We start from the raw sequence: 22,403 nt of genomic DNA, 5'->3' as shown, positions 1-22,403 counted from the left end.
CGAGTGAGCTTCGGCCGCCCGGGCAACCCACGGCCCGGGCGGCCGCGTCGCTCCGCATATGACGCCCGACCTGGTCGCCGCCCTGCGTCCGCTGCTCACCGCCGAGGCCTCCGCGGAGGCATATGCCGAAGGAGTCGAGGCGAGTGACCTGGAGCAGGCGGTCTGGCTCCGCCTGCTGGAGCGCCTCCACGCCGAGGGCCCGCCGCTCGACCCGCAGGAATGGCTCCGCCGGGCCGTCCGCTCGGAAGCGCGCCGCACGCGCCGTACGAGTCGCCTCGAACAGCCGTATGCCGTCGAACCGGCCGACGACGGCGACGACGGCCCCGAGCAGCTCGCCCTCTCCGCGGCCCGCGGCCGTGCCCTGCGCGCGGCGGTCCGCCGCCTCCCGGGCCGGTGCCCCCGCCTCATGGAGGCCCTGCTCTCTCCCGATGACCTGACATACCGGGAAATCGCAGGGGAGTTGGGTATCTCACAGGGCAGTCTTGGCCCGGAACGTTCCAGATGCCTGGGATGTCTGCGGAGATTGCTCACGCCGGAGGTTGCGGCCCGCTGAGGACGGGGATAGGAGTGAGGAACGACAGGTGATCAGATGAGCGGGAGGCGTGCGCACATGGGCATGAGCGTGACCATCTCTGCGGCGGCCGAGCAGGACGCGGAGCAGATCTTCAGGCTGCAGTACCTGTGCTTCCAGTCGGAGGCGGCGCTGTACGGGAACTACCGCATCGACCCGCTCGTCCAAACCCTCGACTCGGTCCGCGAGGAGGTCGCCCGGGACTGCGTCTTCGTGGCCCGGCTCGGCGACGAGGTCGTCGGCTCGGTCCGCGGCTCGGTCACCGAGGACGGCGCCGCCGCGATCGGCAAGCTCTGCGTCCACCCCCGCCTCCAGGGGCACGGCATCGGCGCCCGCCTCCTCCGCGCCGCCGAATCGGCCCTCGCCGACCAGCACGGCGCCACCCGCTTCCGCCTCCACACCGGCCACCGCAGCGAGGGCAACCTCCGCCTCTACCGCAAGGTGGGGTACGAGACCGTGGGCACGTCCCAGGGCGCGGACGGCGTACCGATGATCGTCCTGGAGAAGCCGGCCAGTACGTACGCAGCGACGGCTTGATTCTCAGGGGCGCGGGGAACTGCGCGAACAACCCCCCACGATCCGCACTCGCCGACGCCCCTCAGCCGGCATCCTCCTGCCGCGCACGCGACTTCCGCAGCCAGTAGATCGCCGACACCGGCAACAGAACCGGGATGAACACATACCCCATCCCGAAGTCCGACCACACGGTCGCGTCGGGAAACGCCGACGGCTCGACCAGCGTCCAGGTCCCCACCGTCAGCACGCCCACCAACTCCGCGACACAGCACACGAGCGCCGCCCGCCGAGCCGTCTCTCCACCCCGCACCAGCGAGTACGTGATGAACCCGTACACCACACCGGCCACCGCCGACAGCGCGTACGCGAGCGGCGCCCGGTCGAACTCGGTCGCGATCTGGTAGGCCGATCGCGACACCGCGCCCACGACCATCACGCCGTACAGCCACACCAGCAGCGTGCCCGGCCCACTGGTCAGCCGCCGCCGGCTCACCTCAAGCTCCCCAGATGTCATAGAGCCGCACCTCCAGCACAGCCAGCACCACACCGCCGGCGGCGACCGTCACCGAACCCCACCGGGTGCGCTCCGCCAGCGACATGAACCCCGACGCCGGGACACACGCGAACGCCCCGAGCAGATACGCCACGAAGATCGTCGTGCCCTGCTCCGGCTTCTCGCCCTGCGCCAGCAGCACGATCCCCACCGCCAGCTGGACCAGCGTCAGCAGGGTAACCACGGCCATCCCCATGAAGTGCCAGTCCTTCGTCGGCTGGTCACGGTAGGCGGCCCAGCCGCACCAGGCGGCGAGCAGCAGCGCGGCGACGCCGGTCACCAGCGTCAGGGCATCAACCATGCTGCGACCTTATTACGGCCGAAACGGCCCGGTGCTTCCGGCCCTGGCCTGCACCGTAGGGTCGAGGGCATGAAGATCCACGCGCATGCCCTGCTGTTCGACAACGACGGAACCCTGGTCTCCTCCCTCGCCTCGGTGGACCGCTGCTGGACGCGGTGGGCCACGGAGTACGGGATCACGGCCGAGGAGTTCGCCCGGGTCGAGCTGCACGGCCGGCCGGCCGCCGAGATAGCCGCCGACCTGCTGCCCGCCGACGTGGTGCCGGAGGCCGTCGCGCGCATCGAGGACCTGGAGGTGGAGGACGTGCCAGGCGGCGGGGTGCACCTGCTGCCGGGGACCCGCGCCTTCCTCGACGCCCTGCCCGCCGAGCGCTGGGCCGTCGTCACCTCCGCCACCCGGCGGCTGGCCGAGGCCCGGCTCGACGCCGTCGGCATCCTGCCCAAGACGCTCGTCGCCGCCGATGACGTCACCCGCGGCAAGCCCGACCCCGAGCCCTATCTGCTCGCGGCCCGCACCCTCGGTGTCGACCCCGCCCGGTGCGTCGTCTTCGAGGACGCCCCCGCGGGTCTCGCGGCCGGCCGCGCCGCCGGCATGACCACCGTGGCGTTGACCACAACCCACCAGGCCCACGAACTCCAGGCCGACTTGGTGGTCGAGAACCTGTCGGCCCTGTCGGCACTGGTCACCGAGCAGGGTGTGGAGATCTCCCTCCGCGACTGACGCGAGCCGGCGGATCCCGGCCCCTGTCCACCGTTGTCCAGCATCCGGACAGCGGCGGCCGGTCAGGACCGTACGCATGTTTTACTGACGGCATGACCACGACGAGCGACCGCATCCCCGCGACCGAGGCGACCATGACGCCCGGTGCTCGTTGTATGTGTCGAATGTGCGCCTTCTAGAGGGCCCCCGCACCACCCCCTGAGCTCGCGCCCCGAAGCGAGACAGCGGCATGTCCGCACGCCCCGAGCGGTGCGTGACAGCAAGCCGCCCGCGCGCATGTTCTCCCCGGTTCCCCGCCCCAGCGAGAACCGTGTCGCGTCCCTGAACGAATGCCTCTGTGCCCGGGCACACCCACGCCCGCGCACTCGACAGTGACGGAAACCCACGTGATCACCACAACGGACCTGACCAAGGTCTACCGTTCGCGCGGCCGCGAGGTCACCGCCCTGGACGGCGTCGACCTGCACGTCCGCGAAGGCGAGGTGTACGGCGTCATCGGCCAGTCCGGCGCCGGCAAGTCCTCGCTCATCCGCTGCGTCAACCTCCTGGAGCGCCCCACCTCCGGCACCGTGACGGTCGCCGGACAGGACCTCACCGCCCTGGCCGGCCGCGGCCCGCGCGCCGGAAGGGAACTGCGGCAGGCGCGCAGCCGGATCGGCATGGTCTTCCAGCACTTCAACCTGCTGTCCTCCCGGACCGTCCAGGACAACGTCGAACTGCCGCTGGAGATCCTCGGCAAGTCCGGCGCGGAACGCTCCCGCAAGGCGCGGGAGCTGCTCGACCTGGTCGGCCTCGCCGACAAGGCGGGGGCCTACCCCGCGCAGCTCTCCGGCGGCCAGAAGCAGCGCGTCGGCATCGCCCGCGCCCTGGCCGGCGACCCGAAGGTGCTGCTGTCCGACGAGGCCACCAGCGCCCTCGACCCGGAGACCACCCGCTCGATCCTGGCGCTGCTGCGTGACCTGAACCGGCAGCTCGGCCTGACCGTCCTGCTCATCACGCACGAGATGGACGTCGTGAAGTCGGTCTGCGACTCCGCCGCGCTCATGGAGAACGGCCGCATCGTCGAGTCCGGCACGGTCAGCGAGCTCCTGGCCACACCCGGCTCCGAACTGGCCGCCGCGCTGTTCCCGCTCGACGGCGAGGCCTCCGGCGAGGACCGCACCGTCGTCGACGTCACCTTCCAGGGCGAGAGCGCGACCCAGCCCGTCATCTCGCAGCTCGCCCGCACCTACAACATCGACATATCGATCCTCGGCGCCGCCATCGACACCGTCGGCGGCCTCCAGGTCGGCCGGATGCGCATCGAACTGCCCGGCCGCTACGAGGACAACGTCGTGCCGATCGGCTTCCTGCGCGAAAAGGGCCTCCAGGTCGAGGTCCCGGGCCGCGAGTCCGCGCTGGTGAAGGAGGGCGCCAAGTGACCTGGTCCGAGATGCAGCCCCTGCTGCAACAGGCGTGTTGGGACACGCTCTACATGGTCGGCTGGTCCACGCTCATCGCCGTCGTCGGCGGACTGCCGCTCGGCATCCTGCTGGTCCTGACCGACCGCGGCGGCCTGCTGCAGAACCTCGTCGCCAACAAGGTCATCGGGCAGATCGTGAACATCGCCCGCTCGCTGCCGTTCATCATCCTGATGGTCGCGCTGATGACCTTCACCCGCTGGATCACCGGCACCACCATCGGCCGCGAGGCCGCCATCGTGCCGCTCGCCATCGGCGCCATCCCCTTCTTCGCGCGCCTGGTCGAGACGGCCGTCCGCGAAGTGGACCACGGGCTCGTCGAGGCCGTGCTGGCCATGGGTGGCAACACCTGGACCGTCGTCCGCAAGGTCCTCGTCCCCGAGTCCCTGCCGTCGCTGATCTCCAGCACCACCACCACGATCGTCGCCCTCATCGGCTACTCGGCGATGGCGGGTACCGTCGGCGCCGGCGGCCTCGGCGACATCGCCATCCGCTACGGCTACCAGCGCTTCGAGACCCAGCTGATGTGGATCACCGTCGCGATCCTCGCCGTCGTCATCTCGGTCATCCAGTTCGCCGGCGACTACGCGGCCCGGTCCCTGCACCGCCGCGGCGCCCACTCGGGTCCCGCCCCCAGACTGCGGCTGCTCAAAGCCGCCTCCTGAACCCCCCGTTCACCCACAACGGGGTCGCACCACTCGCCAGGTCATAAGGAAGGGCACTTTTCGTGCGTAACAACGCCAAGATCACCACCGCCGTACTCGCCGCCGGAGCCCTCACCCTCGGGCTCAGCGCCTGCGGCGCCGGCGACTCCGGCTCCGACGGACCCCTGATCGTCGCCGCCAGTCCCGTCCCGCACGCCGAGATCCTCAACTACGTCAAGGACAATCTGGCGAAGAAGGAGGGCCTGGATCTCCAGGTCAAGGAGTTCACCGACTACGTCACGCCGAACACGGCGACGCAGGACGGCTCCGTGGGCGCCAACTACTTCCAGAACAAGCCGTACCTCGACGACTTCAACAAGAAGAACGGCACCGACATCGTGCCCGTCGTCACGGTCCACCTGGAGCCGCTCGGCCTCTACTCCCACAAGGTCAAGAAGGCCGACGACCTGAAGAGCGGTGCGACCGTCGCCATCCCCAACGACACGGTCAACGAGGCCCGCGCGCTCAAGCTCCTCGCGGCCAACGGGCTCATCACCCTCAAGGCGGGCGTCGGCAACGAGGCGACCCCCTCCGACATCTCCAAGAACCCCAAGAACCTCAAGTTCAAGGAGCTGGAGGCGGCCCAGACGCCGCGCTCCCTCGACGACGTGGACGCCGCCATCGTCAACGGCAACTACGCCATCGAGTCCGACCTCAAGCCCTCGAAGGACGCCCTCGTCCTGGAGTCCCCGAAGAACAACCCGTACGGCAACTTCCTCGCCGTGAAGAAGGGCCAGGAGAACGACCCGCGCGTGAAGAAGCTCGCGAAGCTCCTCACCTCGCCCCAGGTGAAGAAGTTCATCCAGGACAAGTACGCCGGCTCCGTGCTCGCCTCCTTCTGAGCACCCGCACGGCACCCGTCCCGCACGGGGTCCTCCCTCACCGGGTGGGGGAGGACCCCGTGGTGCGGATCAGTGCTTTCATGCTGCATGCTGGGCAGTTCAGCAGGCCCTCAAGGTTCACCGAAGGTTACGGAGCGGCGCATGACGAGCACCTTTCCCAACGTCTCCATCAGCACGGAGCGGTTGGTCCTGCGCCCCCTTGAGGAGCCGGACATCCAGTCGTTCGCCGACATGATGAACGACGAGCTCGTCACCGCCTGGACCACCGTCCCGCACCCCTACACCCAGGCCCACGCACGCTCCTGGATCACCGAACAGGCCCCCGCCGAACGGGCCGAGGGCCGCGGCATCGTCTTCGCCGTCACCGAGTTCCTCACCCAGCGCCTCGTCGGCATCGTCCACCTGCGGAACACCGACTGGCGGATCCGCTCCAGCGAGATCTCCTACGTCATCGCCCCCTGGGCCCGCGGCGAGGGCTACGCCTCCGAGGCGGCGCTCATCACCGCGCAGTGGCTCTTCAACGACCAGAAGTTCGAGCGCCTCGAACTGCGCACCCCGGCCGACAACACCGCCTCCCAGCAGGTGGCACAGAAGATCGGCTGCATCAGCGAGGGAGTGCTGCGCGGCGCCTGGATAGCCCGGGCACGGAGGGACGACGGCGCGTGGATGGAGGTACGCACCGACCTGATCGTCTGGAGCCTGCTCCCCGAGGACCTCGAAGGCGTCGGCGACCAGCTTCCCGGCGGCTTCACGTCCTTCGGCGACTGGAACTGACACCGGTAACCGGAACCGACGCAGGCAACCGGAACGACCGGAACGGACACCGAGCGCGAGGGCACCGCAGCCCCCTTCACCGGCTTCACCGGGTACTCTCACGGAGCCCGCCCGCGGGCAGCTCATCACACGACACACAGACGACCTGCGAAAACCCCAGGAGACTGACGACGATGGCCGACCGGGTCACGGTGATCGGCTGGGACGGTTCGCCGCTGACCGCCGCGGCACGCGCCGCCCTCGGTGCCGCCACGCTCGTGGCGGGTGCCGCCCACCACCTGGCGCTCCCCGAGGTACCCGCCGGCGCCGAGCGCATCCGCCTCGGCAGCGTCGCACTCGCCGCCCGCCGCATCGCCGCCCACCGCGGCACGGCCGTCGTGCTCGCCGACGGCGACCCCGGCTTCTTCGGCGTCGTACGCACCCTGCGCGCCCCGGAGTTCGGCCTCGAAGTGGAGGTCGTCCCCGCCGTCTCCTCGGTCGCCGCCGCCTTCGCCCGCGCCGGCATGCCCTGGGACGACGCACAGGTGGTCGTCGCACACCGACGCACCCTGCGCCGCGCGGTGAACGTGTGCCGCGCCCACACCAAGGTGGCGGTTCTCACCTCACCCGGCGCCGGACCCGCCGAACTCGGACTGCTCCTCGAAGGAGTCCACCGCTCCTTCGTCATCTGCGAGGAGCTCGGCACCGCGCACGAGCGGGTCAGCGTCGTCACCTCCGACAAGGCCGCCGACCACACCTGGCGCGACCCCAACGTCGTCATCGTCCTCGGCGGCCCGGCCGGACCCGGCGCCACGGGGGAGACCATCGGCTGGATCGCCGGGCGCGACCCGTCCGCCGGACCACGCGGCTGGTCCCTGCCCGCCGAGGCGTACGGCGGTGACCTCGGCGAGGGCGAGACCCAGCTGCTGCGCGCCTCCCAACTCGCCCGTCTCGGACCGCGCGTCGGCGACCTCGTGTGGGACATCGGCTGCGGCAGCGGCGCCTTCGCCGTCGAGGCCGCGCGCGCCGGCGCCGCCGTCCTCGCCGTCGACAGCGACCGGGCGGCCTGCGCCCGCACCGACGCGGCCGCCCGCCGCCTCGGCGTCCAACTCCAGATCGTGCACGGCACCGCCCCGCACGTCCTGGAGAACCTCCCCGAGCCCGACGTCGTCCGCGTCGGCGGCGGGGGAGCGGCCGTCGTCTCGGCCGTCGCCGACCGCCGCCCGCAGCGCATCGTCACGCACGCCGCCACCCGGGACGCCGCCGAACTCATCGGCCGGGACCTGACGGAGCACGGATACGGCGTCGAGTGCGCCCTGCTCCAGTCCGTCGAACTCGACACCCGGGCCTGGACGGAGAAGGAACGGAGCGTCGCGTTCCTGCTCAGCGGGGTGCTGCCCCGCCGCAGCGGCTGACCCCGCCACCGTCCCCGTGATCGGGTTGTCGTACTGCGCGCGGTAGGCTGGCCGATCGCTGCACCGCACGCGGACGTCCGGCAGTTCGTCGGCCAATGTCCGGAAAACCCGCCCGTTTTGGGGAGAGTGTGGTACGGCAGAACCGGAGGACGCGCAACGTGGCGCAGTCCACAGCGGAACCGTCGCGGATCAAGGTGCCGTGACGGTGCTTCGGCCGCAACAATGCCAGTGAGTGGCTTTGTCGCCTTTTACGGGCGGGCCGTTCGTGCCGCTGGGGACGCACGCTCGTTCTTCACTGTGGGGCGGTCGGTGCGCCGTTCCGGGTGAGCTGGTCGTAGGAGCACTAACCGATGGGCGAGGGGTACGCATGACCGACACCGGCCAGGTCCCGGGCGAGGGACTGCCGGAGAACGCAGGCATGGTGGAACAGCCGGGCGCCCCCGCGCACGGTGCGTACGCCTACCTCTCCGAGAACCCCGCCGAGGACGAAGACCTGCTGCTGCCGGGCTCCCACGGGGCCTGGGGCAACGAGGTCGCCCCGCCCGCGCCGGAGCCGGTCGTCGAGGCCGTGCACCAGCCGGGCCCGCACGAGATCTCCGGCCGCGACAGCGGCTCGGTCGACCTCGGCGGCGTCCGCCTGCCCGACCCGCCGCCGATCCCGCCCATCACCCCGCGTCGGCCGTTGCACCTCGGCCCGCCCCTGCCCGACAGCTCCGCCAGCCCGGTGCGCTCGCTCGCCGACCGCGGCCCCGCGGAAGCGCCGGTGCGGCAGCCCGCGGGGGCGGCGCCCGGCCCCGAGTACCTCGACGTCCCGCGCGCCCCGGAGGCGCCCGCGCCGGCTGCCGCGCCCTGGGGCGCGCAGGTTCCGCCCCAGGTGCCGGTGAGCGCCGGGGCGGCGCCTGCGGAAACGGTTGTTCCGGCAGCGGAGCAGGCGGCCACGGCCCAGGCCGTCGCCACCCACGTCGCCCCCGAGGCGGCCCCCGAGGCAGCGGCGGCCCCGGCCGGGGCCGCGCAGGGTGCCTACGCCGAGCAGCCTGTGCAGGGTGCCTACGCCGAGCAGCCTGTGCAGGGTGCCTACGCCGGGCAGCCCGCGCAGGAGGCGACGGCGGCGGGCGAGCCCGCCGGTGCCCCGGTGGCTGCCGGGGAGCCGGAGCAGGCCGTTCCCGCGGTGGCCGCGGCCGAGCCCGCGGTTGCCGATGAGCCGGCTGGTGTGGGCGTTGGCCCGGAGGGTGAATCGGTGGCCGCCGCCGAGGCGGAGCAGGGTCACTCCGAGCAGGGCGCGGGCGTTGCGGGTGACCCCTCCGGCGCGGGCGTCGCACCGGATGCCGGCCAAGCCGCTGTCCCCGAGGCCGTGGCCGCTCCGGAGCCGGTTCCGGGGGAGGCGCCGGGCCCGGTCACGGACGGTTCTGGTCAGGAGGGTGAACCGGCGCTCGCCGAGCTTGCTCCCGACGTACCCGCGCCGGGTGCCGCCGGCGCATCCGCCGACGGTGGTGAACAGGCCCCGGCGGCCGCGGCGGAGCAGGGCGCGGCAGCCGCTCCCGTCCCGCAGGCCGCACCGCTGCCCGAGGCGGTCCCGCTCCCGGAGGCCGCCGCCGCGCCCGAGCCGGCCGTCGTGGCTCAGCCCGAGGCGGATGCGGGGGAGACCGTCGCCGCCCAGACGCCGGACGCGGTGGGGTCCGACGCTGCCGCGCAGGCACAGGCAGCGGAAGTCGTACACGAGACCGCCGCGCAGCAGCCGGAGGCCGACGGCGACGAGGCCGCCGCGCACGCTACTGAGCCGATCGTGCCGCAAGCTGCCCCTCAGGCTCCCGAGGTCCCCCAGGCCCCCCAGGCAACTGACGCCGAGGCAGCCGTGCAGGAACCCGAGATGACGGCACCGCAGACCGCCGCTGCCGCCCCCGAAACGCCAGGCGACGCGCCCGCCCCGGCCCCCGAGGCGGTCGCTCCGGAAGCCGACGCTCCGGCTGCCGAGGCCCCCGCGCCCGCCGACGCGCCCGTCCCGGACGCACCCGCCGCCGCACCGGAGGCCACCGAACCGACCCAGCCTCCTGCCGCAACGGTGCCTCCTCAGCCCACCGAGACGGCCACTCCGGACTCCGGTGCAGAGGTCCCCGCACCTGCCCAGGCGGCCCCCGACGCGACCGTCGAGACAGAGGCAGAGGCAGCGGCAGCGGTACCGGCTCAGGCCCCGGAAGCAGCCACGCCCGACCCCGCAGCCGAAGCGCCGACGCCGGCATCCGAGCCGGTAGCCACCACGCCCGAGCCGGTAGCCACCGCCCCCGAGCCGACGGCCACCGCCCCCGAGCCGACGGCCGCCGCCCCCGAGCCGGCAGCCGCCGCCCCCGAGCCCGCCGAAGCCACCCCCACCCCCGCGGCACCGGAGGCTCCCGAGGCCCCCCAGCACCTCCAGCCCTCCCAGAACCCCCAAACCCCACCCCAGCCCCCGGAGACCCCCCCGGCATCCGCCGAGGACGTCACCGTCGTACTCCCCGGCCCGGCCCCGGACGAGCAGGCCGGACAGCATGTCCAGGGCCCGCAGCAGTCCCAGGCCGCCGTCCCCCAGCCGGCCCAGCCCGAGGCGGAACCCGTGGTCATCGTCCCCGCACCCCGCGAAGGCGACGCCGAACTCGCACAGAACGCCGACGACCTGGACACCCGGGGCGCCGAACAGGAAGACCTGGCGGATCAGGAACGCCACGAAGCAGAGAGCGCGGGCGCAGTGGCAGAAGCACGACAGTCCACCGGTCCCGCCGCCCCCGGCTACGACCCCGCCGAGCGCGAGGCCGTGCTGAAGGTCATGCGCGAACGCCGTGACATCCGCAACGGCTTCCGCAGCGACCCGATCCCGCACGAGGTGCTGCTCCGTGTCCTGGAGGCCGCCCACCACGCGCCCTCCGTCGGCCACTCGCAGCCCTGGGACTTCGTCGTCATCCGCTCCGCCGACACCCGGCGCGCGATGCACGAACTGGCCATGCGCCAGCGCGACGCCTACGCGAAGTCCCTTCCCAAGGGCCGGGCGAAGCAGTTCAAGGAACTGAAGATCGAGGCCATCCTCGACACCCCGGTGAACATCGTCGTCACCGCCGACCCGACCCGCGGCGGCCGCCACACCCTCGGCCGTCACACCCAGCCCCAGATGGCCCCGTACTCTGCAGCCCTGGCCGTGGAGAACCTCTGGCTCGCCGCCCGCGCCGAAGGCCTCGGCGTCGGCTGGGTCAGCTTCTTCGACGAGCGCGAGATGGTGCGCGCGCTCGGGCTGCCCGAGCACCTCGAGGTCATCGCCTATCTGTGCGTCGGTTACGTCGACGAGTTCCCGGACGAGCCCGAGCTGTTGCAGGCGGGCTGGTCCAAGCGCCGCCCGCTGTCCTGGGTCGTGCACGAGGAGACGTACGGCCGACGCGCCCTGCCCGGAGAGGAACCGCACGACCTGCTCGCCGAGACCGTGGCGCAGATCCGCCCGCTGGACGCCAAGGCGCTCGGCGAGGCGTGGGAGCGCCAGAAGCGTATGACCAAGCCGGCCGGTGCGCTGGGCATGCTGGAGATCATCTCCGCGCAGCTGTCCGGCCTGTCCCGCCAGTGCCCGCCGCCCATCCCGGAGCCCGCGGCCGTCGCGATCTTCGCCGGTGACCACGGCGTGCACGCGCAGGGGGTCACCCCCTGGCCGCAGGAGGTCACGGCCCAGATGGTGGCCAACTTCCTCGGCGGCGGCGCCGTCTGCAACGCCTTCGCGACCCAGGTGGGCGCCGAGGTCTGCATCGTCGACGTGGGTGTCGCCGCCGACCTCCCGGCCACGCCGGGCCTGCTGCCCCGCAAGGTCCGGGCCGGCACGTCCGACATGACCACCGGCCCCGCGATGACCCGCGAGGAGGCCAGGCAGGCCATCGAGGTCGGCATCGAGACGGCCCGCGATCTGGTCGCGGCCGGCAACAAGGCGCTGCTCACCGGTGAGATGGGCATCGCGAACACGACCGCGTCCGCCGCCCTGATCTCCGTCTTCACGGGTGCGGACCCGGCCGAGGTGACGGGCCGGGGCACCGGCATCAACGACGAGACCCTCGCCCGCAAGACCGAGGTCGTCCGCCGCGCCCTCGAACTCCACCAGCCGGACCCGGCCGACCCGGTCGGCGTGCTCGCCGCGATCGGCGGCTTCGAACACGCCGCCATCGTCGGCCTCCTCCTCGGCGGCGCGTCGCTGCGCACGCCGGTGATCCTGGACGGCGTCAGCGCCGGCGCCGCCGCCCTGGTGGCCCGCGCCATCGCCCCGGAGGTCCTGGCGGCCTGCATCGCCGGCCACCGCAGTGCCGAGCCCGGCCACGTGGCCGCCCTGAACAAGCTCGGCCTGCGCCCCCTGGTCGACCTCGACCTCCGCCTCGGCGAGGGCACGGGCGCCCTCCTGGCCCTCCCCCTGGTCCAGAGCACGGCCAGAGCGATGCACGAGGTGGCGACGTTCGACTCGGCGGGAGTGACCGAGAAGTAAGGCATTTGTGGCTCCGGTGGCCGGGGTCCGGCAAGGACGCCCAGCCACCGGACACCCGTGCCGCCCCGCGCCCCCGCGCCGTAAAATCCGCACGTCAGGGCTACCGAACCACCGCCGCAACAGGAGCCGCACCCTCATGGCCGAACACCCCGCCTACCCCGTAGGCCTCCGCCTCACCGGCCGCCGCGTGGTCGTCCTCGGCGGCGGCCAGGTCGCCCAGCGCCGCCTCCCGGCCCTGATCGCTGCGGGCGCGGCCGTCCACCTGGTGTCCCCCGAGGTCACCGCCTCCGTAGAAGCCATGGCGGACGCCGGCGAGATCACCTGGCACCAGCGCCCCTACGAGGACGGCGACCTCGCGGACGCCTGGTACGCCCTGATCGCCACCGGCGACACGGAAGCGAACGCAAGGGCCTCCGCCGAGGCGGAACGCCGCCGCGTATGGTGCGTCCGCTCCGACGACGCCGACGAGGCGACGGCCTGGACCCCGGCCACCGGCCACAGCGAGGGCGTCACGGTCGCCGTACTGACCACGGACGCCCGCGGCCGCGACCCCCGCCACACGGCCGCCATCCGCGACGCGGTCGTCGAGGGCCTGCGCGACGGCACGCTCGTCGCCCCGCACCACCGCACCCGCACACCCGGGGTCGCCCTGGTCGGCGGCGGCCCCGGCGACCCGGACCTGATCACCGTGCGCGGCCGGCGCCTGCTCGCCGAGGCGGACGTCGTCATCGCGGACCGCCTCGGCCCCCGCGACCTCCTCGCCGAACTCCCGCCCCACGTCGAGGTGATCGACGCCGCGAAGATCCCTTACGGTCGCTTCATGGCCCAGGAGGCCATCAACAACGCCCTGATCGAGCACGCGAAGCAGGGCAAGTCGGTGGTCCGCCTGAAGGGTGGCGACCCGTACGTCTTCGGCCGCGGCATGGAGGAACTCCAGGCTCTCGCCGAGGTCGGCATCCCCTGCACGGTCGTCCCCGGGATCTCCAGCTCGATCTCGGTCCCGAGCGCGGCCGGTATCCCGGTCACCCACCGCGGCGTCGCCCACGAGTTCACCGTGGTCAGCGGCCATGTCGCGCCGGACGACGAGCGCTCCCTGGTCGACTGGCCGTCCCTGGCCAGACTGACCGGCACGCTGGTGATCCTCATGGGCGTCGACAAGATCGGCAAGATCGCGGAGACGCTCGTCGCGCACGGAAAGCCGGCCGACACCCCCGTCGCCCTGGTCCAGGAGGGCACGACGGCGGCTCAGCGTCGGGTCGACGCGACCCTCGCGACGGTCGCGGAGACCGTCCGCACCGAGGACGTGAAGCCCCCCGCGGTCATCGTCATCGGCGAGGTCGTGAAGGTCGGCCCGACGGCCGCCGCGCCCCGCGAGTAACCCGGGGTAACCCAACCGTCCCAAGCCGTTGGCACCGCACCCAGGACAAGGCAGTATCACCCTGTGGCCGATCTCATCACCGTCGAGGATCCCGACGACCCGCGCCTGCGCGACTACACCGGCCTGACCGACGTGGAGTTGCGCCGCAAGCGCGAACCCGCCGAGGGCCTCTTCATCGCGGAGGGCGAGAAGGTCATCAGAAGGGCCAAGGAAGCGGGCTACGAGATGCGGTCCATGCTGCTCTCGGCCAAGTGGGTCGACGTCATGCGCGACGTCATCGACGAACTCCCCGCCCCGGTCTACGCGGTCAGCCCGGAGCTCGCCGAGCAGGTCACCGGCTACCACGTGCACCGGGGCGCGCTCGCCTCCATGCAGCGCAAGCCCCTGCCCACGGCCGCCGACCTCCTCCAGACCGCCCGGCGCGTCGTGATCATGGAGTCGGTCAACGACCACACCAACATCGGCGCGATCTTCCGCTCCGCCGCCGCCCTGGGCATGGACGCGGTCCTGCTCTCCCCGGACTGCGCCGACCCGCTCTACCGCCGCAGCGTGAAGGTCTCCATGGGCGCGGTCTTCTCCGTGCCGTACGCCCGTCTGGACACCTGGCCCAAGGGCCTGGAGTCGGTCCGCGAGGCAGGCTTCACGCTGCTCGCCCTCACCCCCGACGAGAAGGCCCGGCCCCTCGACGAGGCCGCCCCGCACACCATGGACCGCGTCGCCCTCATGCTCGGCGCCGAGGGCGACGGCCTTTCCACCCAGGCCCTGGTCGCCGCCGACGAGTGGGTCCGCATTCCCATGTCCCACGGCGTCGACTCCCTCAACGTGGGCGCGGCGGCGGCCGTCGCCTTCTACGCCGTGGCCACCGGCCGCCCTCAGTCCTAGGTCCCGGGGGCCGTCCATGGAACAGCGCCAGGCGATCGTCGCCGTACTGCGGCGCGGGGACCGCGTCCTCGCGATCCGGCGCGGCCCGGGGGTCGCCCGTCCCGGCTACTGGCAGCCGCTGAGCGGCAGGCTGGAACCGGGCGAGACCGAGGAGCAGGCGGTCGTCCGGGAGGTCCGCGAGGAGGTCGGCCTCACGGTCGTGCCGCTGGCGAAGGTGTGGGAGTCGGAGACCGACGACCACCGCTTCCGCCTCCACTGGTGGACTGCCCGCGCGGACACGGGGGAGGTCGTCCCCGCCCCGGACGAGGTCGCCGAGACCCGCTGGGTCACGCCGCAGGAGTTCCTCGTCCTGGACCCGGTCTTCGACGGTGACCGCGAGTTCTTCGAGCGGATCCTGCCGGAGCTGTGACGGCGGACCCCGAGTGATCCAGCCCTACGGTGGGAATCCCTGCGGTTCGTAGCCCCGCTGGACGTACTCCTGCCGGGTCCCGCCCCCGTCGCCGCCGAGTCCCCGCGCCGAGCCCTGGCAGCCCTGCACCAGGGCGATGCCGACCGCCACCAGCAGCGTGACCACGACGAACACGAACAGCCGCTGCCGCAGCAGCCGGGGATTCGCGGGCCGCAGCCCGGTCCCCGTGTTCCTGGACGCGGGACGCCCGGTACCGCTGTGGGGCGCGGGGCGGTTGCCGCTGCCCGACCGGGTCCCGTTGCGCCCGGTGGGCGTCGGCCGTGCTCCGGACCGTGACGGGGTGCCGCCGCGCGAGGCGCCGGAGCCGCGCATCGGAGTCCTGCCGCGGTTCGCGCCACCCGTCGACCGGTTCCCACCGCCCGCCGGCCGGGCTCCGCCCCGCGCGCCGGCTCCGCTCTGGGAAGCCGGGCCGTCCGGCGGCACAGCGCCGTCCCCGGGTCCGGAGGAGCGCCGCAGCGGGGGAGCCCCCCGGCCCCGCTGCGCCCCGGACGCCCCCGCACCCTGCTGTCCCTGCGGACGCCGGCCGCGCTCGGGGTAGGTGTCGGTGGGCCGGTCGGTCTCGGCACCGCGCGGTGCGGTGGGCCGGACGCCGGTGAGGTCCTGCGCCTCGCGGGCCGCGATCTCCTTGAGCCGCATGGACAGTTGAAGCGTGCTGGGCCGCTCCTCGGGGTCCTTCGCCAGGCACGCCCGGACGAGCGGAGCCAATGCGTCGGGTACGCCGTGCAGCTGCGGTTCCTCGTGCACGACGCGGTACAGCATCACCTCGGAACTGCCGTGCCCGAAGGGCGAGTCGCCCATCGAGGCGTACGCGAGCGTGGCACCGAGCGAGAACACGTCCGTGGCCGGTGTGACGGCGGCCCCGCGCACCTGTTCCGGTGCGAGGAAGCCCGGCGAGCCGACCGCCGTACCGACGTGGGTGAGCGTCGAGGCGCCGGTCGCCCAGGCGATGCCGAAGTCGATGATCCGCGGCCCCTTCGGGGACAGCAGGATGTTGGACGGCTTCAGGTCCCGGTGCACGACGCCGGCCTCGTGCACGGCGACCAGGCCCTCCGACAGGGCGGCACCGACGGCCGCGACGTCGGCCGCGCCGAGCGGTCCCTCGGCGGCGACCTTGTCGTGCAGGGAGGGGCCGGGTACGTACTGCGTGGCGAACCAGGGCCGGTCCGCGTCGAGGTCGGCGGCCACGAGCCGTGCCGTGCACCCGCCGCGGATCCGCCGTGCCGCCGAGACCTCACGGGCGAACCGCGAGCGGAACTCCTGGTCCTCCGCCAGGTCAGGCCGGATGACCTTGAGCGCGACCCGCTGCCCCTTCTTGTCGGAGCCCAGGTAGACCACGCCCATCCCGCCCGCGCCGAGCCGTCTGTGAAGCCTGAACGAGCCGACGACGCGCGGGTCCTCGCGCCTCAGGCGCATCATCGCCATGTTCATCCCCGCTGCCCGGTCCTGTGACGAGCCACAGCTTACGTTTCCACGGCCGCCCGCGCGCAGAGGCCGCGCCCTCTCGGGGCGATGGATTGTCAGTGGTGGGTGGGAGACTTGAAAGGTGGTCAGGGGGCGTGCGGACGGGCCGTGTTCGCGCGGGGGATGGCCCCAACCGCCTGGCCCGGAAGGGGGATTGGACCCGTGAAGGGTGACCGTGTGGAGATAGTCGTGGACGCCGGCGACACGACGCGCACATACGAGGTGGTGGCGAGCAGGGCGGGCCGCAGGGTGGAGACGGCGGTACGCCGAGGTGTCGTGGAAGTGAGCGAAGTCACCAGGACCGGGGCCGTGGTGCGTACGGCCCGCTTCATGGCGAACCGGGTGCTGGCCCTGGTCGAACAGCCGATTCCGCGGGAGGAAAGCTCGGACAAAGCGGGGTGAGCCGGGCGTCCCGTCGGGGAAGACCCTGAGACCTGAGTCTCCGTCTCCACCCAGGGGAGTACATCGCAGGTGGCGGCTCATCCTCCGGGAGGCCCGGCAATCGGTACGAGGGCATGACGCCCGGGAGGGGCCGGAGACCTAGATTTGAGGTCAAGCGGCGGGTGCAGCACTCGTCCCCCGAGGTCAGACACCCGCCGCTGCCGACGACAACTGAGAACGGTCAGGAGAGGGACCATGGCCCACACGGCACCGCGGACACTGATCCGCGAGGAGGGACGCAAGGTGTACGCCGCCGCGTTCCGCCGCCGCCAGGGCCGTCGCCACCCGGTGGTGGCGACGCTGATGGCCCTTCCCCTGGCGGTCCTGCTCCTCCTCGTCTTCGACGGGTGGGAGACAGTGGCCACACAGGCGTCGTCCGTGGGAGAGATGCTGGGGCGCTGAGCGGCGACCCCAGGCCCGGAAGAGCGGTCCGGGCGGGGACATCCCACCCATGAAACCCCGTGGGGACGGGGGTGCGGCGGACGGCACAAATGCCGGCGCAGCTGGGGAGCTGCGCCGGCATTACCCTTTCCGCGCACCTGATCCCGGCCTTGGGCGCAGCGGCACCCCGCAACGCCGGGCTGCGACACCCACCCCGCCCCGGCACCGACGCCGAGCACCCGAAGCCGACGGCGCCTTACAGCCCGGGCTCACCTGCGCGTACTCTCGCCCCGACGCCCACACCCCGGGAGCCCAGTGAACTCTGCCCCCGCCCCGCTCATACACCAGCTCACCGCCAAGGCCCGAGCCACCGCTCACGCACGCTCCACGGCCTGCCCCTGCGGCGCAGCCACCCTCGCGGACCGCCCCGACGGCATCGTCGTACGGCACGCGGACACCGTCGCGAAGGCTCATCCCGAGGACACCGACCAGGCCGAACTGACCACCCGCCTCACCCTCGCCGCCCACCACCCCGGCATCCTCCTGCCCCCGCTCGCCCCGACCCCGGCCGACCTGCACGACCGCCTCGTGACGTTCTGGCCGTACGGGACCCCGGTCGACCCGGACACCCCGGACGCCGCCCCCTGGGAAGCCGCCGCCACCCTCCTCGCCCGACTGCACCGGACCCCGGCCCCGCCGGAGACGCCCGCCATGCGAGGCCCCGCCAAGGCGGCCCGCGCCGTCGCCCGGCTCCGGGACGCCGGCCCGCACCCCGCCGCGCTCCCCGTCCTGCGCGCCTGGGACACCCTGCCCGCCTGGACCCGGGCCGAGGCCCCGATGCCGCACAGCGGCACCTTGTGCCACGGCGACCTCCACCTCGGCCAGCTCGTACGCCACCCCGCCCCCGAAGGCCCCTGGCTGCTGATCGACGTGGACGACCTGGGCGTCGGCGTCCCGGCATGGGACCTCGCCCGCCCCGCCGCCTGGTACGCCTGCGGACTGCTCCCGCCCGGCGAATGGGCCCGGTTCCTGGCCGCCTACCGCGCCGAGGGCGGCCCCGCCGTCCCGGCCGACGGCGATCCCTGGCCCGCCCTGGACGTCCCCGCCCGCGCCCTCACCGTGCAGACCGCGGCCCGGGCGGTCGCCAAGGCGGTCGCGGCAGGTCGCCCCCTGGACGAGGTGGAGCAGTCGGTCGTGGACGCCTGTGACCGAATGGCTACCGTCCCGCCTCAGTTGGCGCAGGACCACGCGAAGTAGGGTGCAACCGACCACAGCCGGACAGAGTCTGTCCTGGCGACACAGTAAGCAGGACCGACCGGCGAGGAGTTGAACCACCATGCAGTGCCCGAAGTGCCATGCGCCGATGCACACCTACAACCGCAACGGTGTCCAGATCGAGCAGTGCAGCGGCTGCCGCGGGATCTTTCTCGACTACGGCGAGCTGGAGTCGCTGACGCGTCTGGAGGCCCAGTGGTCCCAGACCGCCCCGCCGCCCCCGCCGGCCCCACAGGCCTACCCCGCCCCGCCGGCCCCCGCCTGGGGCGCCCCGCACGGCGGGCACGGACACCATGGTGGCCACCACGGTCACCACCGGCAGAGCTTCGGACGCATGCTGTTCTCGTCCTGACATGAGGATCGCGGCACGACGAAGCCCCCGGCCGATTCGTACGGCCGGGGGCTTCGGTGTGGTGTGGACGATACTGGGATTGAACCAGTGACCTCTTCCGTGTCAGGGAAGCGCTCTCCCGCTGAGCTAATCGTCCTCGGGACCATGACCACACCGTGCAGCGGATCATGGGCACTGCGTGCGCGATACTGGGATTGAACCAGTGACCTCTTCCGTGTCAGGGAAGCGCTCTCCCGCTGAGCTAATCGCGCGGGTTCGGATCTTCGAGCAGATCCAGTGGACGATACTGGGATTGAACCAGTGACCTCTTCCGTGTCAGGGAAGCGCTCTCCCGCTGAGCTAATCGTCCTTGGAGGTGGAGACGGGATTTGAACCCGTGTAGACGGCTTTGCAGGCCGTTGCCTCGCCTCTCGGCCACTCCACCAGGAGCGTAGGAGCCCGGAAGCCCCTTGTTCCTTCGAGCGGACGACGAGGTTCGAACTCGCGACCTCAACCTTGGCAAGGTTGCGCTCTACCAACTGAGCTACGTCCGCTTGTCGTTTCGGCCCGCTCTCGCGGCCCGGCGACGAGTTGAACTCTAGCGGATTCCGGGGCCAGCACAAAAACGCGTTTGTGCAGCGTGCTGCGCTTCCCCTGCTCAGGGCGGTCACAGGGCCTCGCGAACGGACATTCGCCGGTCACCCGCGGGACACCCGCCATAGACTCGACCGCGTGCTCGATCTCCCACCCCTCGCCCGTTTCGGCGACCGTGTCGCCACCGGGCTCCTCGACGTCACCGACGATCCCGAAGCCCTGGAATCCAGCGGGTTCTGGGCCGTCTGCGCCGACTTCGAGGGCCGTCTGACCTGCGCACGCTTCCGGGACGTGCGGCAGGCGGCCGTGTCCGCCCCCGTCCCCGGCGCATGGCGCGGCCCGTCGGCGTGTGACTGGACGTCGTCGCTCGACCGCGCCGCGTACACGGCGGCAGTACGGCGGATCCGCGAGCACATCGCGGCCGGTGAGGTCTACCAGGCGAACCTGTGCCGGGTGCTGTCCGCGCCCGTCGCGCCCGGCGCCGATGTGGACGCCCTCACGGCGCTGCTGGCCCTCGGTAACCCGGCACCGTATGCAGGAACGATCCGCCTGCCCGGTCACGGAGTGGAGATCGCCACCGCGTCCCCCGAACTGTTCCTGCGGCGCGAGGGACGCGTCGTCGAGTCCGGGCCGATCAAGGGCACCGGCCGCACCGAGACGGACCTGCTGGAGAAGGACTACGCCGAGAACGTGATGATCGTGGACCTGGTCCGCAACGACATCGGGCGGGTCTGCGCCACCGGCAGTGTGACGGTGCCCGACCTGTGTGCCGTCGAGAAGCACCCGGGGCTGGTCCATCTCGTGTCGACGGTCCGCGGGGAGCTGGGGGAGGGGGCCGGCTGGGCCGAACTGCTCGCCGCCGCCTTCCCGCCCGGCTCCGTCACCGGCGCGCCCAAGTCGAGCGCGCTGCGGATCATCGACGCGCTGGAGACGGCGCCCAGAGGGCCGTACTGCGGAGGGATCGGGTGGGTCGACGCCGACCGGCAGGCCGGTGAGCTGGCCGTCGGCATTCGTACCTTCTGGATCGACCGGGCCGACGGCATGCTGCGTTTCGGCACCGGCGCCGGCATCACATGGGGTTCGGATCCCGAGGGGGAGTGGCGGGAGACCGAACTGAAGGCGGCCCGGCTGCTCGCGATAGCGTCGGGAGCGTATGAGGTGAGTGGAGAGGACCTGACGTGAAGATCTGGCTCGACGGCGGCTTGCAGGACATCGAGTCCGCCCGCGTCTCCGTCTTCGACCACGGGCTGACCGTGGGCGACGGCATCTTCGAGACGGTGAAGGCCGTGGACGGCCGGCCGTTCGCGCTCACGCGGCACCTCGACCGGCTGACCCGGTCGGCGCGCGGCCTCGGGCTGCCCGACCCGGACCACGACGAGGTGCGCCGCGCCTGTGCCGCCGTCCTGGAGGCCAACCCCATGCCGCTGGGCCGCCTGCGCGTCACCTACACCGGCGGTCACGGCCCGCTCGGCTCCGACCGCGGCGAGCACGGCCCGACCCTCGTCGTCGCCCTCGGCGAGACGACCCGCCGGCCCGACTCCACCGCCGTGATCACGGTCCCCTGGACCCGCAACGAGCGCGGCGCGCTCACCGGCCTGAAGACCACCTCGTACGCCGAGAACGTCGTCGCCCTCGCCCGCGCCCGTGAACGGGGCGCCTCCGAGGCCCTGTTCGGCAACACGGTGGGACAGCTCTGCGAGGGCACGGGGTCCAACGTCTTCGTCGTCCTCGACGGCGAGATCCACACTCCGCCGCTCGCCTCGGGCTGCCTCGCGGGCATCACGCGCGCGCTCGCGATCGAATGGACCGGCGCCGAGGAGACCGACCTGCCGCTGGACGTCCTGGAACGGGCCGACGAGGTCTTCCTGACGTCCACGCTGCGGGACGTGCAGGCCGTGCACCGGGTCGACGACCGGGAGCTGCCCGGCGCGCCCGGCCCGGTGACCGCCAAGGCCATGCGGATCTTCGAGGAGCGGTCCGGGGACGACCTCGACCCCTGACAGCTCCCGCATATTCGGCTGACCAAGGCCGTGGTTGCGGGTAGAACACCCCTGATGACCACGACCCTGCGGCCGACCGAGCCGCTTCAGCAGAACGCCGACGGGACGCGCTCACGCCGCTACCAGGTGTGCGTGAACAGCCGTCCCGTAGGGGCGATACACCTCGGCACGCATCCCGTGTTCGGCGACGCCGTGGCCCGGATCATGAAGCTGCGCATCGAGGAACCGGACCGCAGGCGCGGCCGGGGCACGGTCGCCGCGCTGGCCGCCGAGGAGGTGGTGCGCGGCTGGGGGTGCCGCCGCATCGAGGCGACCGTGCCCGCCGACTCCGAGGCGGCGTTCCGGCTCGCCACCGCGCTCGGCTACGTCGTCCGCAACCGCGGCATGGCGAAACCGCTCGGCGACACGCCGCCTCAGCTGCCGGAGGGCAGCCGTGCCCGGCCCATGACCGAGGCGGAGTTCGGCCCCTGGCTGGAGAAGGGCAAGGAGGACTACGCGCAGAGCTGGATCCAGCGGGGCGTCCCGGAGGCCGAGGCCCGCGTCAAGTCGGAGCGGGACCACGCCACCCTGCTGCCCGACGGCCTCATCACCCCCGGCATGCTCGTCAGCGTCGTGGAACACGAGGGGACGGCGGTGGGCACGCTGTGGCTCGCCCTGCGCGAGGACAGCGCCTTCGTCTTCGACGTCGAGACCCACGCCGCCCACCGCGGCCAGGGACACGGCCGCACCCTCATGCTGCTGGCCGAGGCGCAGACGATCGTCGAGGGCCGGCGCACCATCGGCCTCAACGTCTTCGCCGGCAACACCCCGGCCGAACGGCTCTACGCGTCGCTCGGCTACGAGACGAACCTGTACGCGATGTACAAGCCGCTGTTGTAA

General features: G+C 72.5%; 22 protein-coding genes and 5 tRNA genes. 19 read left to right on the top strand and 8 right to left on the bottom strand.

Annotated elements, in window-relative coordinates; genetic code table 11:
• Window positions 1-58: 58 nt before the first annotated feature.
• Window positions 59-553 (top strand): RNA polymerase sigma factor, encoded by a 495-nt coding sequence (locus QF034_RS07235; RefSeq protein ID WP_307174138.1) that lies wholly within the window; start codon window positions 59-61, stop codon window positions 551-553.
• 57 nt (window positions 554-610) lie between these two features.
• Window positions 611-1,108 carry a GNAT family N-acetyltransferase gene (locus tag QF034_RS07230; protein ID WP_020269488.1) on the top strand — a complete coding sequence of 166 codons (498 nt, stop codon included), beginning with the start codon at window positions 611-613 and terminating at the stop codon, window positions 1,106-1,108.
• 61 nt (window positions 1,109-1,169) lie between these two features.
• On the opposite strand, the gene QF034_RS07225 is transcribed toward QF034_RS07230, so the two are convergent.
• Together QF034_RS07225 and QF034_RS07220 are read right to left on the bottom strand one after the other, a co-directional pair.
• On the bottom strand, window positions 1,170-1,601 hold the full coding sequence (locus tag QF034_RS07225; protein ID WP_307174137.1) for a hypothetical protein: 432 nt from the start codon (window positions 1,599-1,601) through the stop codon (window positions 1,170-1,172).
• Window positions 1,582-1,941 (bottom strand): hypothetical protein, encoded by a 360-nt coding sequence (locus tag QF034_RS07220; RefSeq protein ID WP_307174136.1) that lies wholly within the window; start codon window positions 1,939-1,941, stop codon window positions 1,582-1,584. Before QF034_RS07220 ends, QF034_RS07225 begins: the two co-directional genes overlap by 20 nt.
• Before the next feature lie 69 nt (window positions 1,942-2,010).
• Between QF034_RS07220 and QF034_RS07215 the strand changes: the two genes are divergently transcribed.
• The 10 genes from QF034_RS07215 to QF034_RS07170 all read left to right on the top strand — a co-directional run bounded on the left by QF034_RS07215 (window position 2,011) and on the right by QF034_RS07170 (window position 14,981).
• Window positions 2,011-2,661, top strand: coding sequence for an HAD-IA family hydrolase (locus QF034_RS07215; RefSeq protein WP_307174135.1), 651 nt, complete (start codon window positions 2,011-2,013; stop codon window positions 2,659-2,661).
• 386 nt (window positions 2,662-3,047) lie between these two features.
• Entirely contained in the window at window positions 3,048-4,082 is a 1,035-nt protein-coding gene (locus QF034_RS07210; protein WP_307174134.1) for a methionine ABC transporter ATP-binding protein, read from the top strand.
• Window positions 4,079-4,786, top strand: a complete 708-nt coding sequence (locus tag QF034_RS07205; RefSeq protein WP_307174133.1) for a methionine ABC transporter permease — start codon at window positions 4,079-4,081, stop codon at window positions 4,784-4,786. Before QF034_RS07210 ends, QF034_RS07205 begins: the two co-directional genes overlap by 4 nt.
• Window positions 4,787-4,848: 62 nt before the next feature.
• Window positions 4,849-5,667 carry a MetQ/NlpA family ABC transporter substrate-binding protein gene (locus QF034_RS07200; protein ID WP_307174132.1) on the top strand — a complete coding sequence of 273 codons (819 nt, stop codon included), beginning with the start codon at window positions 4,849-4,851 and terminating at the stop codon, window positions 5,665-5,667.
• Window positions 5,668-5,808: 141 nt separating this feature from the next.
• Complete coding sequence (locus QF034_RS07195) at window positions 5,809-6,441, top strand: GNAT family N-acetyltransferase (RefSeq protein ID WP_086561806.1); 633 nt, start codon at window positions 5,809-5,811, stop codon at window positions 6,439-6,441.
• A gap of 173 nt (window positions 6,442-6,614) precedes the next feature.
• Window positions 6,615-7,835 (top strand): precorrin-6y C5,15-methyltransferase (decarboxylating) subunit CbiE, encoded by a 1,221-nt coding sequence (gene cbiE / locus QF034_RS07190; protein ID WP_307174131.1) that lies wholly within the window; start codon window positions 6,615-6,617, stop codon window positions 7,833-7,835.
• A gap of 367 nt (window positions 7,836-8,202) precedes the next feature.
• Complete coding sequence (gene cobT / locus QF034_RS07185; RefSeq protein ID WP_307174130.1) at window positions 8,203-12,312, top strand: nicotinate-nucleotide--dimethylbenzimidazole phosphoribosyltransferase; 4,110 nt, start codon at window positions 8,203-8,205, stop codon at window positions 12,310-12,312.
• 136 nt (window positions 12,313-12,448) lie between these two features.
• Window positions 12,449-13,690 carry a uroporphyrinogen-III C-methyltransferase gene (cobA, locus tag QF034_RS07180; protein WP_307174129.1) on the top strand — a complete coding sequence of 414 codons (1,242 nt, stop codon included), beginning with the start codon at window positions 12,449-12,451 and terminating at the stop codon, window positions 13,688-13,690.
• Window positions 13,691-13,753: 63 nt separating this feature from the next.
• Window positions 13,754-14,572 carry a TrmH family RNA methyltransferase gene (locus QF034_RS07175; RefSeq protein ID WP_307174128.1) on the top strand — a complete coding sequence of 273 codons (819 nt, stop codon included), beginning with the start codon at window positions 13,754-13,756 and terminating at the stop codon, window positions 14,570-14,572.
• Between the two features lie 16 nt (window positions 14,573-14,588).
• Entirely contained in the window at window positions 14,589-14,981 is a 393-nt protein-coding gene (locus QF034_RS07170; protein WP_307174127.1) for an NUDIX domain-containing protein, read from the top strand.
• Between the two features lie 24 nt (window positions 14,982-15,005).
• Here the strand turns inward: QF034_RS07170 and QF034_RS07165 are convergent, their stop codons facing one another.
• Complete coding sequence (locus QF034_RS07165; RefSeq protein WP_307174126.1) at window positions 15,006-16,469, bottom strand: serine/threonine-protein kinase; 1,464 nt, start codon at window positions 16,467-16,469, stop codon at window positions 15,006-15,008.
• A gap of 195 nt (window positions 16,470-16,664) precedes the next feature.
• Between QF034_RS07165 and QF034_RS07160 the strand changes: the two genes are divergently transcribed.
• The 4 genes from QF034_RS07160 (at window position 16,665) to QF034_RS07145 (ending at window position 18,951) form a co-directional block, all read left to right on the top strand.
• Window positions 16,665-16,904, top strand: coding sequence for a DUF8836 family protein (locus tag QF034_RS07160; RefSeq protein ID WP_184597283.1), 240 nt, complete (start codon window positions 16,665-16,667; stop codon window positions 16,902-16,904).
• Between the two features lie 234 nt (window positions 16,905-17,138).
• A complete protein-coding gene (locus tag QF034_RS07155) occupies window positions 17,139-17,345 on the top strand; it encodes a hypothetical protein (RefSeq protein WP_086565651.1) in 207 nt (68 codons plus the stop codon).
• Window positions 17,346-17,639: 294 nt separating this feature from the next.
• Window positions 17,640-18,581 carry a phosphotransferase family protein gene (locus QF034_RS07150; RefSeq protein WP_307174125.1) on the top strand — a complete coding sequence of 314 codons (942 nt, stop codon included), beginning with the start codon at window positions 17,640-17,642 and terminating at the stop codon, window positions 18,579-18,581.
• A 79-nt stretch (window positions 18,582-18,660) separates the two neighbouring features.
• Complete coding sequence (locus QF034_RS07145; protein ID WP_307174124.1) at window positions 18,661-18,951, top strand: TFIIB-type zinc ribbon-containing protein; 291 nt, start codon at window positions 18,661-18,663, stop codon at window positions 18,949-18,951.
• A gap of 64 nt (window positions 18,952-19,015) precedes the next feature.
• Here QF034_RS07145 and QF034_RS07140 read toward each other — a convergent pair.
• The 5 genes from QF034_RS07140 to QF034_RS07120 form a co-directional block, all read right to left on the bottom strand.
• Window positions 19,016-19,087, bottom strand: a tRNA-Val gene (locus tag QF034_RS07140).
• Window positions 19,088-19,130: 43 nt separating this feature from the next.
• Window positions 19,131-19,202: transfer RNA gene (locus tag QF034_RS07135), tRNA-Val, on the bottom strand.
• A gap of 26 nt (window positions 19,203-19,228) precedes the next feature.
• Window positions 19,229-19,300 (bottom strand) — tRNA-Val (locus tag QF034_RS07130).
• Between the two features lies 1 nt (window position 19,301).
• Window positions 19,302-19,375, bottom strand: a tRNA-Cys gene (locus QF034_RS07125).
• Between the two features lie 36 nt (window positions 19,376-19,411).
• A tRNA-Gly gene (locus tag QF034_RS07120) sits at window positions 19,412-19,484 on the bottom strand.
• A gap of 178 nt (window positions 19,485-19,662) precedes the next feature.
• Between QF034_RS07120 and QF034_RS07115 the strand changes: the two genes are divergently transcribed.
• The 3 genes from QF034_RS07115 to QF034_RS07105 are packed head-to-tail and all read left to right on the top strand — an operon-like array spanning window position 19,663 to window position 22,403.
• The gene (locus QF034_RS07115) at window positions 19,663-20,706 is read left to right on the top strand and encodes a chorismate-binding protein (RefSeq protein WP_307174123.1); all 1,044 of its coding nucleotides are present in this window, start codon (window positions 19,663-19,665) and stop codon (window positions 20,704-20,706) included.
• Window positions 20,703-21,524 (top strand): aminotransferase class IV, encoded by an 822-nt coding sequence (locus tag QF034_RS07110; protein WP_307174122.1) that lies wholly within the window; start codon window positions 20,703-20,705, stop codon window positions 21,522-21,524. The genes QF034_RS07115 and QF034_RS07110 overlap by 4 nt, the downstream gene beginning before the upstream one ends.
• A gap of 54 nt (window positions 21,525-21,578) precedes the next feature.
• Window positions 21,579-22,403 carry a GNAT family N-acetyltransferase gene (locus QF034_RS07105; RefSeq protein ID WP_307174121.1) on the top strand — a complete coding sequence of 275 codons (825 nt, stop codon included), beginning with the start codon at window positions 21,579-21,581 and terminating at the stop codon, window positions 22,401-22,403.

It is taken from the genome of Streptomyces africanus, assembly GCF_030816955.1.
GTDB lineage: Bacteria > Actinomycetota > Actinomycetes > Streptomycetales > Streptomycetaceae > Streptomyces > Streptomyces africanus.
Note: the sequence above shows the minus strand (reverse complement) of the source record. Positions and strands in the feature narration are given on the sequence as shown.